Raw genomic sequence first — 13,794 nt, forward strand, 5'->3', positions numbered from 1 at the left:
CGATTGAGCCGTGTAAATATAAAATTAAGTGGGGAGTTAAATGTTTAAAATAAATTACGTGAAACTCTACAACAGTAATAAGGGACAAATTATGTTGAAACCATTAAAAATGGCCACTGTCATCAGCACAATTTTGATGTGTGGTGCAAGTTATGCGAACTCTCTCACCGTTGGATTCTCTCAAATTGGTTCTGAATCAGGTTGGCGGGCCGCCGAAACAAGTGTGGCAAAATCAGAGGCAGAGAAACGTGGCATCATACTGAAGATTTCCGATGCACAGCAAAAACAAGAGAACCAGATCAAGGCGGTTCGATCGTTTATCGCTCAAGGTGTTGACGCGATTTTTATCGCGCCCGTTGTGCAAACCGGCTGGGGACCAGTGCTGGAAGAAGCAAGAGAGGCCAAGATTCCGGTGTTTTTATTGGATAGAGGCATCACAGTGAACGACGATTCTCTCTACATGACATCGGTAGCCGCGGACAGTGTTCATGAAGGTGAAGTCGCTGGTAATTGGTTGAAAGAGGTACAAGCTGGAAAGCCATGTCATATCGTTGAACTGCAAGGAACGGTTGGAGCGAGTGTGGCCTTAGATCGTAAGCAGGGCTTTCTCAATGTAGTGAATAAGGCAGACAACCTAAAAATTATACGCACTCAATCGGGCGAGTTTACTCGCAGTAAAGGCAAAGAAGTGATGGAAAGCTTCATCAAGGCTGAAAGTAACGGTAAGAATATTTGTGCTGTCTACGCTCATAATGATGATATGGCGATCGGTGCTATTCAAGCTATCAAAGAAGCTGGGTTAAAACCAGGGGTAGATATTAAAATTGTCTCAATTGATGGTGTGCCAGATATATTTAAAGCGATGATGTCTGGTGAGTCGAATGCGTCAGTTGAATTAACACCTAATATGGCCGGCCCGGCTTTTGATGCATTACATGACTATCTAAATAATGGCACTCTGCCTCCTAAACATATTGTTACTGAGTCTAAATTGTTCCTGCCAGATAGTGCTAAAACCGAATTGGCACTCAAAAAAGATATGGGTTATTAATCACTGTTGTTTAATTTGAATTTACCTTAAATAAAGTCTCATCATATTTCTCTATTATATAAAACATGTGTTGGGGAGTGTTGATGTAAGAAATATGGTGAGATGACTTGCGGTGCAATTATGTCATACAGTCAAGATGAACATGTATTATTGGATGCTAAAGGGATAACGAAAGAATTTCCTGGGGTTAGAGCATTATTTAATGTCGACTTTACACTGAGGCGTGGCGAGATCATGGCGTTGCTCGGTGAGAATGGTGCAGGGAAGTCAACGTTGGTCAAAACGTTAACTGGGGTCTACCAGCGCGATGAGGGGCAGATCTGCTTAGATGGAGAGATGATTTCGCCTCAAAGTACCGCACATGCACAAAATTTAGGTATCGGTACTGTGTACCAAGAAGTCAATTTGCTGCCCAACATGTCCATTGTTGATAACCTTTTTATTGGCCGTGAACTGAAGAAATACGGTCTTCTCGATCGTAGCAATATGGTGTTGCAAGCAAAGCAAATGATGAAAAGTTACGGCTTTGACATCGATGTGAGTTTGCCTCTGAACCAATATTCTGTTGCGATGCAGCAAATTGTTGCGATTGCTCGTGCTGTGTCGCTCTCAGCCAAGATCTTGATTCTTGATGAACCTACCGCCAGTTTGGATTCGCATGAAGTTGAAATGCTTTTTACCATTATGCGTCGGCTAAAAAGCCAAGGGATGGGGTTGGTTTTTATTACTCATTTTCTCGATCAAGTTTATCAAGTGAGTGATCGCATCACTGTTCTACGTAATGGTGAGCTGGTCGGGACGAAAATGACGGCTGAATTGAGCCAGATAGAACTAATCAAAATGATGCTTGGTCGCGATCTAGAGGACAATGCACTACACCGTGCGGGTAAAACGCGCTTAAGTGATAGCCCTTTGGTCAGTTTTGATAACTATGGCAAAAAAGGCACGATTGACCCGTTTTTCTTAGAAGTTCACCGAGGTGAAATTGTCGGGTTAGCGGGTCTGTTGGGTTCAGGACGTACGGAAATGGCACAAGTGATATTTGGTATTATTCCTACTGATGCTGGTTATTGCACTGTGGATGGTAAACCTGCAAAAGTTCGCTCTGCTCGGCAAGCATCATTAAATGGCTTTGGTTTTTGTCCTGAGGATCGAAAAACCGATGGCATTATCGCGTCAGCCTCTGTCCGTGAAAACATTATTTTGGCGCTGCAAGCTCAGCGTGGTTGGTTTAGCCCGCTCTCTAAACAAGAGCAAAAAGAGATTGCGCAGCGTTTCATTCGTCAGCTCGACATAAAAACGCCTACGGCTGAGCAGCCGATTCAGTTTCTTTCTGGGGGCAACCAGCAGAAGGTTTTGCTCGCTCGTTGGCTACTGACCAAACCGCAATTTTTGATCCTTGATGAGCCGACACGTGGTATCGACGTTGGTGCTCACGCAGAGATTATTCGATTAATTGAATCACTATGTGCAAATGGATTAGCAATGTTAGTCATTTCGTCAGAATTAGAAGAGTTAGTCGGCTATGCCGATCGCGTTATTGTACTGAAAGACCGAAAACAAGTCGCTGAGATCCCGACTGCTGATCTCTCCGTTCCTGCCATTATGAATGCCATTGCGATGTGAGGGTCAGTATGACGATGTCAGTTATCAAACCTGTCGATCAGGCAAATCGATGGAAAATAAAAATGCCGACAGGGTCGCCGCAGATTGTGGCGTTAGTGATTGTGCTACTGGTCAACGCGATTGTGGCCGATAACTTTTTTTCCATTAATATCCAAGATGGGCGGCTGTTTGGGAGCGTGATTGATATCCTCAATCGCTGTGCACCAGTGGCTTTACTTAGTATTGGAATGACGTTGGTGATCGCGACCGGAGGCATTGACCTTTCGGTAGGAGCGGTCATGGCGATCAGCGGTGCGACTTTGGCCAGCATGGCCGCTCACGGCACTTTTGGGGTACCGTTGATGCTGTTCTCTGCTGTTTGCGTTGGCGCACTTTGTGGCTTATGGAATGGATTTCTCGTTGCTATTTTCAAAATCCAACCCATAGTCGCCACTTTGATCTTAATGGTGGCTGGCCGCGGTATTGCACAGCTCATCACTGAAGGGCAGATCATCACCTTCAATAATGAAGCGCTATCGTGGATCGGCAGTGGCTCTTGGTTATTACTCCCGACACCAGTAATCATCACCATCGTCGCCGCACTCGGTATTTGGTTATTAACGAAAAAAAGTGCACTCGGTCTGTTTATTGAAGCGGTGGGCATTAATATTCGTGCGGCGAAAAATTCCGGTGTAAATACGCCGCTCGTTGTGATCAGTACTTATGTCATTAGCGGTATTATGGCCGCCATTGCAGGTATTATCGTTACGGCCGACATCCGTGGGGCAGACGCCAATAATGCGGGCTTATGGTTAGAGATGGACGCCATCTTAGCCGTCGTTATTGGCGGCACGTCGTTAATGGGTGGGCGTTTTAATCTGTTTTTAGCCATTGTGGGCACCCTCATTATTCAAGGTGTCAACACGGGTATTTTACTCTCAGGCTACCAACCGCAGTGGAACCTAATTGTGAAAGCAATTGTGGTGCTTGTCGTGCTAGTGATCCAGTCCCCTGCGTTAGTACAGTTTATCAAAGGGAGATCGCATCATGTTTAAACGGAACTTACCTTTAGTTATCACTATTATGGTGTTTGTGCTGGGTTATTTGGTTTGTTTATTTGAATACCCGACATTTCTCTCGACTCGTATCATTTGTAACATACTGACTGACAATGCTTTTTTGGGAATTATTGCCGTGGGTATGACTTTTGTTATCCTCTCCGGCGGAATTGATTTGTCGGTGGGATCAGTCATCGCATTCACTGGGGTGTTGTTAGCCAAGATGATTGGTGAATGGTACGTTGCACCAGCCATTGCTATTCCTGCTGTTTTAATGTTAGGCGCTCTATTTGGAGCGATGATGGGCTGGCTGATCCACACCCTGAAAATTCCAGCATTCATCATTACTCTTGCCGGAATGTTTTTCTTACGCGGTGCCAGTTTTTTAATGTCTGAGCAATCATTACCGATTGATCACCCCGTGTTTCATTCTTTGTCACGTATGTCATGGAAGGTGGTAGGGGGAGGCCGATTAAGTTTACTTGCTGTCATCATGTTAGTGGTGGTCGCCGCAGGCATGCTGATCGCTCACCGTACGCGTTTTGGCAATAATGTGTATGCGATTGGAGGTAACACTACTTCTGCGGAGTTGATGGGTGTACCCGTGAAGCAAACGACGATCGGTATCTATACGTTATCGACCCTCATTGCGAGTATTGCTGGTGTCGTATTTTCTATCTACACATCTGCAGGTTATCCACTAGCCGCTGTTGGCGTTGAGTTGGATGCAATCGCTGCGGTTGTTATTGGCGGGACACTACTTTCAGGAGGGGTTGGAACTGTATTTGGCTCGATGTTTGGCGTGCTGATACAAGGACTTATCCAAACCTACATCACCTTCGATGGGTCGCTTAGCTCGTGGTGGACAAAAATTATCATTGGAATTTTATTGTTTAGTTTTATTGGGTTACAGCGTCTGCTGATTATTTTTACGAGCAAGCAGAGAGTTAAGGCGAACTTATCGGTACAGTCTTAGTGGAGCAGTATTAGGCCTTCCATTTTTTGTTGAAGGTCTAAGCATATTCCGCAACTAATATAAGTCGTTTCAGCCGTCAATTTTTTCGATGAAGTGGTGTTTTTCTCGATCTTACGTCGCTTTTCTTGGTTAATCGCGTATTATGAAGCACTTTGATTTTCGATATTTTTAGGGTTGGAATGAAGTTTCTTCACACCTCTGACTGGCATCTCGGTCGACAATTTCACAACGTTTCTTTATTGGATGATCAGCGCGCAGTACTCAATCAGTTGATTGAGTATCTGCAGTGTAATCGGGTGGATGCTTTAATCGTCGCCGGAGATATCTACGATCGTTCAGTCCCACCGACTGCAGCCATTGAATTGATGGATGATATAGTCAACCGCGTGTGCAACGAGCTTTCCATCCCCTTAATTATGATCCCCGGTAACCACGACGGGGCGAAGCGTTTAGGCTTTGCGGCCAAGCAGATGCAACACTCGGGCTTGCACATTATTAGCAATTTTGAACAGATGATGCAGCCTGTGGTGCTAAAATCAGCCACTGCTGGTGAAGTGGCATTTTATGGTATGCCTTATAACGACCCTGAAGTCGTTCGCCACCACTTTGGAGAGTCCGTAACCAGTCATGATGAAGCCCATCAATACCTTATTGAGAAGATTATATCGCAGTGGAATCCGTCACAACGTCACGTTATGATTGGCCACTGCTTTGTTGATGGCGCTATCGAATCTGACTCTGAACGTCCTTTGTCCATTGGCGGCTCTGATCGTGTCAGTCATCAACACTTTGTACCTTTTGATTATGTTGCGCTCGGCCATCTGCACCAACCGCAGAAAAAGGGGGAAGAGTATATCCGTTACTCTGGCTCTCTAATGAAATACAGCTTTTCAGAGCAGCACCACAAGAAAGGAGCGACCTTGGTTGAATTTGATGAACAAGGTTTTGCCAGCGCCACGCATGTGCCACTGACTGCTCCTCATAGCATGCGTATTATTGAAGGTGAGTTGCTGGAGATCATAGAGCAAGGCAAAACAGACCCACACAACCACGATTATCTGTTGGTTCGTCTTACCGACAAACACGCGATACTGGACCCGATGGAAAAACTGCGTCAATCCTACCCCAACGTACTGCATTTAGAAAAACCGGGCATGTTGGTGGGAGTTGATCAAGCAATGGGGCGTGCACGTTTGGCACGCGGTGAGGTGGATATGTTCCGCGATTTTTTCTTAGAAGCTAAGCAAGAAGCGTTAACCGCAGCGCAAGAGCAAGCGGTGATCGACGTCATTCAAGCACTAAAGCCGGGAGCCCAAGTCTAATGCGTCCAATACAATTGACTCTGCAAGCATTTGGCCCCTTTGCTCATAAAGAAGTGGTGGATTTTACCGCCTTGGGAGCCTCGCCGCTATTTTTGATTAATGGTCCAACCGGAGCGGGCAAAAGTTCACTGCTCGATGCCATTTGCTACGCTTTGTATGGTGAAACGACAGGCAGTGAGCGTACTGGTGATCAAATGCGCTGCGACTACGCGGACCCGCACACGCTCACCGAAATCAGCTACCAGTTTGAGCTTGGCGGGCGAATCTACCAAGTTGATCGCTCGCCCGACCAAGAAGTGCCGAAAAAACGCGGTGAAGGCTCAACAAAAAAATTCCATGCCGCGAGCTTGTTTGAATGGGTCGATGGCGAAATGAAATTGCTTGCTAACAAACCCAATCCCGTCGGTAAAGCAATGGTGGAATTGGTCGGTTTAGATGTAAAACAGTTTCGCCAAGTGATGGTCATCCCCCAAGGGAAATTTCGTGAATTACTGACTGCCAACTCCAAAGAGCGGGAGCAAATCTTTGGTCAGTTGTTTCAAACCCACATTTATAGCCAAATTGAACGAGCGCTGTTTGAGAAAGCGGCGGGGATCCGCAAAGCGAAAGAAGAATTTGATCACCAAATTAAAGGCGCATTGGACGTCGTGAACGCAACTAGCGAGTCACACCTTGAAACGTGCATTGCTGAGCTGTCACCGCAATTGACGGCCGCTCACGCAGCGTATCTAGATGCCCAGCAAAGGTTTGATGCAGCGAGCAGCGAGCAAAAGGCGGCGCAAACCCTTGCTAAACAATTTCAAGAGCAGCGTCAACTCGTGCAACTTAAAGCCGATCACGATGCACAATCGTCAGTCATCGATGCGGTAAAAGCTCAAAGGCATCAAGCCTTGCAAGCTACGCGCTTAGATTCACCCTATTACGAATTACAATCGTCACAACGTCAGTTAGAAGCGGCCAACCAAGCAAAAGTCGAAAAAGAACAAGCGCTTACACAGTCACAACAGCAGTGGCAACAAGCTAAAGCGGCTCAAGAAGACGCGGCAGAAAAAGTCAAAATAGTGCCGAATCTGATGCAACAAATTTATGACTTAAACCTAATCAAAACTAAGCTTGTTGAACGGGAGCATCATCAAAAAGCGCTGCAACAAGCCTTACGTGAAGTGGAGCTCGCGACGCAAAATCGCCACAACTTGCGCACCGCTGTTGAGCAGTTTGAGCAGCAAATTATGCTTAAGCGTCAAGAGTGCGAAAGAGTTAGCCAGCAGTTGGCTGAGTTAAAAGGACAGCGCTTAGAGCTTGAAACCATCAAACAGCAGATTGATCGCTTATTAAAGCTGCAGCAGCTTGAACAGCGTTTAGCCACAGAGCAAGCTGCACTGAGCTATAGTCAGCAGCAGTTTGATTTGGCACAGCACGCAACGTTGGACGCGAAACAGCAAGCCGATAAATTAGAGCTGATTTGGCACACCAACCAAGCCGCCGAGCTGGCCCGAACCTTGGAGCAAGGCAACGAGTGCCCGGTGTGTGGCAGTTGCGATCATCCTAAATTAGCGCGTTATACCGGAGAAACGGTGACTAAGGCGCAAGTGCAGCAGGCGAGAGCGATACAGCAAAACAAACTGGCCACAGAGCAAGAAACGCTAAAACAGCAACAACTGCGAGAGACCCAATACGCACGGCTTGAGCAAGAGATGGCAAGTTTGAGGGAGTCATTATCTGGAAATACGCAAAGTTTAGTGCAACTGCAGCAAGCTCAAAGCGATCTTGAACATTCCATTGCTCATCTTGAATCGCTCAATCCAGAGCAATTAGCTCAACAATTGGCAAAATTAGAATTGCAGTTAGCACAAGCTAAGCAAAATGCTGAAACGCAGCAGCATAAAGTCGAACAAGCCACCCTGACGGTTGCCAAAGAGCAGACCGAAGTTTCTGCCTTAAGCCAAGGGATCCCGGAGTTGTATCAAGACAGTTTGCATTTGCACCAATCTTTAACCCAGTTAGAGCTGCAATTAGCCAATCTCAACCATTTAGATGCGGAAACCAAAGCGCGCTTCAATCAAGCGAACGCTGATTTTTCTGGTGCGAAAGCGGCGTTGGCGGCGGCGGTCGAACACCAGATTCATTGGCAAAATGCGTTTACGCAGTCACAGCAACAGTGGCACAGTGCGCTGATTGAGAGCCAGTTCGACGATACTGAGCACTATTTACAGGCACGTTTATCTTCACAGCAGATCGAGCAGCTTGAAAAGCAGATCAAACAATTTGACGAAAGAAGTACGACGTTAAACGCCCAGCTTCAAACATTAGCCAGTGAGCTGAGTGAAAAAAGTGAGCCCAATCTTGCTGAGTATGCAAGCGCGGTCGAGGCTGTAGCCATGTTACAGCAAAGCGCACTGGATCAATGGAGCACGTTACGGTCTAAAATGGATGCCTTAACCAGTGTGAAAGAAAAAATCGCTATTTTACATATAAAAAATGAAGCCTTAGAGCAAGAGTACCAAGTATTTGGGACTTTGAGCGATATCGCCAACGGCAAAACAGGCGCTAAAGTGAGTTTACACCGCTTTGTTCTTGGCGTGCTGTTAGATGATGTGCTGATCCAAGCCTCAATGAGGCTGCAGATCATGAGTAAGGGGCGTTACCTGCTCAAGCGTAAAGAAGATCGCGCCAAAGGTAATGTGGGTTCAGGGCTTGATCTGATGGTCGAAGATGGTTACACCGGAAAATGGCGAGATGTGGCGACCTTGTCTGGTGGTGAATCTTTTATGGCGGCGTTGTCATTGGCGCTGGGTTTATCGGATGTGGTGCAATCATATAGCGGCGGTATTAAACTGGATACACTGTTCATCGATGAAGGTTTTGGCAGTTTAGATCCTGAGTCATTGGACTTGGCGATTCAAACCCTTGTCGACTTACAACAAGGAGGCCGAACGATCGGCATCATTTCTCACGTGAGCGAGCTGAAAGAGCAAATAGCCTTACGCATTGATGTCGATGTGGCGAGAAATAACGGCAGCTCAATAAGACTTGTTGCATAATGAATGGGAATGTGGTCTATCTTGTGCTAGTTATTAATAGGTATGGCGTGATGAGTGTAACTGACTTCGACGCTTTCAAAAAAACAGGTTATGCGCAATCAGGTTATGCACAATTATGATTATAAAAATGAATGTATCAGTTTGGTAAGGTTACATGGACGTAGTAAAAAAAATATACCAGTACGCTGAGCCGAACCTCACCCTTGTGGGATGGATGGGGTTCATTGGTTTTCCCCTTTATTATTACGTGTGGACTTATCTCTTTCCACAACCTTATGAAAGTATGGAGTTACGGGCGATTTGCGCCATTTTATTTGCGGGGATTATTTTTCGCAATTCAACGCCGAAACATTTACAGCACTACTTACCTTACTATTACTTGTTTTCAATAGGATTTTGTTTGCCATTCTTTTTTGGCTACATGATGCTGATGAACGATTGGTCAACGATCTGGGCGATGTCGTTCATGGCGTCTATTTTCCTCCATATCCTCTTAGTCCACGAAACAAAAGTTATGCTGATTCAAGCCGCCATTGCATTAGCATGTGCTTACTTTGTGACTTATGGCGTAATGGACGCGGAACTGCGAGTGATGGTGGAATGGCCATACGTACCGATTTTTCTATTTACTTACATTTTTGGCAACCTGTTCTATTTTCGTAACCAAATTGAACATGAAGCGAAGGTGTCGATTGCCAAGTCTTTTGGCGCAGGGATTGCGCATGAAATGAGAAATCCATTAAGTGCGTTAAAAGCGTCAATTGAAGTAATGGGTTCAGTATTGCCCAATCCTACGGCATCCAAATCAGAATCTTATACGCTACCGTCTAAAGATTTAGAGCTGATTGCTGGGCTATTAAGAGATGCTGATGAAGTCATTCGCTCCGGTAATGAGACCATTGATTTGCTGTTAACCTCGATTGATCAAAATAGGGTCTCAACATCGACCTTTAAAAAGCATGCTGTAAAGCCTGTTATAGAAGAGGCACTGCGCAGTTTTTCTTATAAAAGACCAGAAGACAGGCAGGCAGTGACTCTTAAGGTGGTGGATGACTTTGATTTTTTAGGCAGCAGTACACTGTTAAAATACGTGCTCTACAATCTACTCAAGAATGCGTTCTACTATCAAAATAACGATATGTTTAATATCCATATCACCTTGAAATCAAGTGAGAATTGCCACCAAATTACAGTGAAAGACAATGGTGTTGGTATTGAACCTCATTTGCTGGACGATATTTTTAAAGACTTTTATACCTTCGGTAAAAATGGCAGCTATGGTCTGGGGTTACCCTTTTGCCGTAAAGTAATGCATGCTTTTGGAGGGGATATTATCTGCCGTTCTGAACTTGGAGAGTGGACGGAGTTTACTTTAACGTTTCCCGAGTATGATTCGCAAGCCGTCGCTAATATTAAACTCGATCTAATGAAGGCGAAATCTCTGCTTTATATTGGCAAAACGAGCATAGTGAATCGTTATCTCAGTGAGAAATCGTTCTATCTTGGTTTCCAGCTTAATGTCTTAGAGCCTGAGAGTGCTTTGCGTCGAGAAGAGTTTGAATTTGAGTTTGATCTGATCTTTGTGGATCTGCAAACGTTGGATGAAACGCCGGATTACTTAACCAAACTGGAACCTAAACTGCATTTTACACAAGCAAAAGTTTGCTATTTATATGACCAAAATCAGCGTTACGCGCTGACGATGGAGCGTCATTTAACCATTTACCCAATTGAAAAGCACAAATTGTTATTGGATGGATCGGCGATTATTGATGAACTACTCTTTGAAACGGAAGAGCTTATTGCCGATAAAAATGTTATCCCATTAAAACAATATGATTATGAAAAACGAATTTTGTTGGTCGATGATAACCACTCCTTACGTAGCTTCACCGCTCTGCTGCTAGAAAAGCAAGGGTATGAAGTACTGCAAGCGAGCGATGGGGAATTAGCATTACAAATGTTGGCCAATAATTCAATTGACTTGGTGTTAATGGATATTGAAATGCCGATTATGGATGGTATTTCGGCCACTTTATCTATCCGTTCATCCACCGCTTCTTACAGTAAAGTGCCTATTATTGGGCATACGGGTGACAATAGCCCTTCAACGATAGAAAAAATCCGTACATCAGGAATGAATGATTACGTTTTAAAACCAGCGGATAAAACGCTATTGTTAAAAAAATTAAGTCACTGGATTTAATAACCCTAGGTAAACCCTAGGGTTATTCCTTACCTTATCCTTCTTATTTGAGATTGTATCATTGGTTTAGTATGTCGATGCGTGACTTACTTGAAATAGAGACTGCTATCATTTTTGGCCCTTTCACACACGGTTAATATGGTGTCAATTTGTGAGTCAGTGACATTACTATTTAACGAAAGCCGAATAATGTTTTTATTCTTTGAAGTGGCAGGCCTGCAAAAAACAGCACCAAATATTTGATTCTCTTCTAAATAATCGCGAACTTTTTCTGTATTTCGTTCATCTCCGGTTTCTAGCGCTATGATTTGGGACTCACTTCGTACGCTTAGCCCTATACTATTTAGTCCCCGACGCAGTGTGTGTGCATTGCGGTGCAACTGAGTTCTTTTAGAATCGGCTGATTTGATAATGTCCAATGTCGCTTCTAACGCTTCGACTTCATAAGGCAAAATAGTTGAACTAAAAATAGCGGGATAACCCACAAAAGGGATACAGTGATTCACATTATTATTCGCCCAAATAGCGCCAGCGCGATACGCGAACGTTTTCGCAAGGCTAGCTGTAATAAAGTCAACCTCTGCAGTTAACCCTAATTCACTGACAAGTCCTGCACCTTTTTCGCCATGTGTGCCAAGTGAATGCGACTCATCAACTAAAATGGCGCATCCATACTCTTTGGCGATAGTGACCAAATCGGTGAGTGGTGCAATCGTACCGATAGTGCTGTAAATCGAATCAACCACGATGAGCCCTGGGCCGTGTCGAGCGATCAGTTTTTGTAAATGCTCACAATTATTGTGCATGAATGGGTGAATATTGGCATTAGCATAACGAGCACCTTCCCACATTGACATGTGAGCAAAAAAGTCAATGTAGACGTTACTTTGTGGCCCGCACACAGCTTGCAACAAGGCTGTATTAGCATTCCATCCTGATTGAGAAAGAAGGCAACTATCAAAGCCTACAAATTCTGCAAATTTCGTTTCTAATGAAGGTTTAGACTCTTCATCTTGTAGAAAAATAGCGGACATAAAAACACTATCATGTGTTTTATCGATGGCGTTTTTCAACCGTGCTTTAATTAATGGATGATCAGCCAAGCTTAAATAATCATTACTTTGTAACACTATATCGTTTTTTGTTGGCCTTTTCCCCAGGACTAGGTGTTTTCCGTTAGCATTTGCATTAATCAAATCATTGATAAAATAGTCAATTCTAGATTGTATAGAAGCCGGTAGTTCGTGTTTCCACTTACGTGAATTCATGGTTATATCCTTTATATGTTTTTAATTAAATGCCAGCTGACAAAGGATATATTGAATATTAATTTAAAATTGTCACGAGTGAGTTTTTATTATTTTGGCTGCTATTGCAAATTAAGGTATAGTGTCTTTTATATTGTTCGTCATTGCCTAGGCTTATCCAGCCCTAATTAATTTTTAATTAAAGATAAATATTAGGTTTTTATTTATTAGCAAATAATTCAGGCCAATACATTTTTATATAACCAATAGAAACCCAAACGACTAAGAAAGTAGCAATAGTCAATTCAAATAACCCAAATTGATGTAACCAGTGCCATTGCGGGTACTGTCCTTCAAAGAAGGTGGTTAAACGATGCATGGCGATAGCACTGATGACAGAAGGGAAGGTCACAGCAGCAATAGACGGTTGAAACTTGAGCCTGAGCAGACGGATATAGCAAAGGTAAATAAGCAGTGTCATGGTGATGGCAATGCCAGCCAGTGCGCCTGTTAATATTGGATCAGGATGAGGGAAGTTGACCAAATACGTCGCGAGGGTGAGGTTAATAGGAGCAGCCATAATGGCGAGTGTTGGGCGTGCGCGTTTAGGTAACATTCCAGCAAACACCAAACGATATAACACCAATGGCAGCATAAAAAAATAGATAGCGATACAGACAGAGACGAGTGTTTCTGAAAAGACAGTGTGGCCAAATTGCGTGCCAGCGAGCGAGCTACTGATTAACCCAACCGGATAAAGAAACCAGCTTGGTACAATATGGCTGATTTTAAAGTTCATGGCCTGAAAACTGAAGAAAAGCAGCATCATGGTGAAGTGCAGCAAGAGCGCGGTAAACCAAATAGGATAAGCAATCATCGGTGAAATTAAAGCGAGATAATCACTTAGGATCAGTAAAGTCATGCTCATTGGAGCCATCAAGCTACCGGAAAGAGGGTGGCGAATGTCCTCCATGAATGTCTTGAAGCTGGTGAGGTATTTTAGCAAGACAGGCAGCAGTAATAATGCACCGAGCAGTGCTAAATAGGGGCGAATAATGAGACCGACCGAGGGAATATAAAGCGCCCACGCATGCCCGAGGCTGATCACACCTAATGCTAGCGCCGCTTGAGAGGGCGGTGTGCTTTGTACTTGAATTAACCTTTTCCAGTTCAACGATAAACTCCATGTCATCATTTGCTCTAGAAAATGAATAATGTATTTCTAGCAGCCAGCAAACGAGCGCATTATCAAGTTTATCGAGTTGTGGTGCAACATCTCACTTTCTAA

Annotated in this window: 9 protein-coding genes; 7 read left to right on the forward strand and 2 right to left on the reverse strand. The window is 44.2% G+C overall.

The window, feature by feature from the left end; genetic code table 11:
• The first annotated feature begins 91 nt into the window (after nt 1-91).
• The 7 genes from ytfQ to AACT21_RS16310 all read left to right on the forward strand — a co-directional run bounded on the left by ytfQ (nt 92) and on the right by AACT21_RS16310 (nt 11,259).
• Complete coding sequence (gene ytfQ / locus AACT21_RS16280; RefSeq protein ID WP_094151555.1) at nt 92-1,051, forward strand: galactofuranose ABC transporter, galactofuranose-binding protein YtfQ; 960 nt, start codon at nt 92-94, stop codon at nt 1,049-1,051.
• A 120-nt stretch (nt 1,052-1,171) separates the two neighbouring features.
• Nucleotides 1,172-2,677 (forward strand): sugar ABC transporter ATP-binding protein, encoded by a 1,506-nt coding sequence (locus AACT21_RS16285; RefSeq protein ID WP_094147339.1) that lies wholly within the window; start codon nt 1,172-1,174, stop codon nt 2,675-2,677.
• An 8-nt stretch (nt 2,678-2,685) separates the two neighbouring features.
• On the forward strand, nt 2,686-3,711 hold the full coding sequence (gene ytfT, locus AACT21_RS16290) for a galactofuranose ABC transporter, ATP-binding protein YtfT (protein WP_199868234.1): 1,026 nt from the start codon (nt 2,686-2,688) through the stop codon (nt 3,709-3,711).
• Nucleotides 3,704-4,690 (forward strand): galactofuranose ABC transporter, permease protein YjfF, encoded by a 987-nt coding sequence (gene yjfF / locus AACT21_RS16295; RefSeq protein ID WP_094163690.1) that lies wholly within the window; start codon nt 3,704-3,706, stop codon nt 4,688-4,690. Before ytfT ends, yjfF begins: the two co-directional genes overlap by 8 nt.
• 179 nt (nt 4,691-4,869) lie before the next feature.
• Nucleotides 4,870-6,012: an exonuclease SbcCD subunit D gene (locus tag AACT21_RS16300; RefSeq protein WP_029388470.1), complete on the forward strand. Its 1,143-nt coding sequence runs from the start codon at nt 4,870-4,872 to the stop codon at nt 6,010-6,012.
• On the forward strand, nt 6,012-9,053 hold the full coding sequence (locus tag AACT21_RS16305) for an SbcC/MukB-like Walker B domain-containing protein (protein ID WP_094163692.1): 3,042 nt from the start codon (nt 6,012-6,014) through the stop codon (nt 9,051-9,053). Before AACT21_RS16300 ends, AACT21_RS16305 begins: the two co-directional genes overlap by 1 nt.
• A gap of 154 nt (nt 9,054-9,207) precedes the next feature.
• Entirely contained in the window at nt 9,208-11,259 is a 2,052-nt protein-coding gene (locus AACT21_RS16310; protein ID WP_013868489.1) for an ATP-binding response regulator, read from the forward strand.
• 86 nt (nt 11,260-11,345) lie between these two features.
• Here the strand turns inward: AACT21_RS16310 and cqsA are convergent, their stop codons facing one another.
• Nucleotides 11,346-12,527, reverse strand: a complete 1,182-nt coding sequence (gene cqsA, locus AACT21_RS16315) for an alpha-hydroxyketone-type quorum-sensing autoinducer synthase (RefSeq protein ID WP_094163694.1) — start codon at nt 12,525-12,527, stop codon at nt 11,346-11,348.
• Nucleotides 12,528-12,726: 199 nt separating this feature from the next.
• Complete coding sequence (locus AACT21_RS16320; RefSeq protein ID WP_017045356.1) at nt 12,727-13,701, reverse strand: TDT family transporter; 975 nt, start codon at nt 13,699-13,701, stop codon at nt 12,727-12,729.
• Between the last annotated feature and the right edge of the window lie 93 nt (nt 13,702-13,794).

The organism is Vibrio sp. V08_P9A1T1 (genome assembly GCF_963874405.1).
GTDB lineage: Bacteria > Pseudomonadota > Gammaproteobacteria > Enterobacterales > Vibrionaceae > Vibrio > Vibrio anguillarum.

Bases quoted from the DNA above. Each gene is read 5' to 3' on its own strand.
- AACT21_RS16310 (WP_013868489.1), top strand. From the start codon at position 9,208: ATGGACGTAGTAAAAAAAATATACCAGTACGCTGAGCCGAACCTCACC.
- ytfQ (WP_094151555.1), top strand. From the start codon at position 92: ATGTTGAAACCATTAAAAATGGCCACTGTCATCAGCACAATTTTGATG.
- yjfF (WP_094163690.1), top strand. From the start codon at position 3,704: ATGTTTAAACGGAACTTACCTTTAGTTATCACTATTATGGTGTTTGTG.
- AACT21_RS16300 (WP_029388470.1), top strand. From the start codon at position 4,870: ATGAAGTTTCTTCACACCTCTGACTGGCATCTCGGTCGACAATTTCAC.
- AACT21_RS16285 (WP_094147339.1), top strand. From the start codon at position 1,172: ATGTCATACAGTCAAGATGAACATGTATTATTGGATGCTAAAGGGATA.
- cqsA (WP_094163694.1), bottom strand. From the start codon at position 12,527: ATGAATTCACGTAAGTGGAAACACGAACTACCGGCTTCTATACAATCT.
- AACT21_RS16305 (WP_094163692.1), top strand. From the start codon at position 6,012: ATGCGTCCAATACAATTGACTCTGCAAGCATTTGGCCCCTTTGCTCAT.
- AACT21_RS16320 (WP_017045356.1), bottom strand. From the start codon at position 13,701: ATGATGACATGGAGTTTATCGTTGAACTGGAAAAGGTTAATTCAAGTA.
- ytfT (WP_199868234.1), top strand. From the start codon at position 2,686: ATGACGATGTCAGTTATCAAACCTGTCGATCAGGCAAATCGATGGAAA.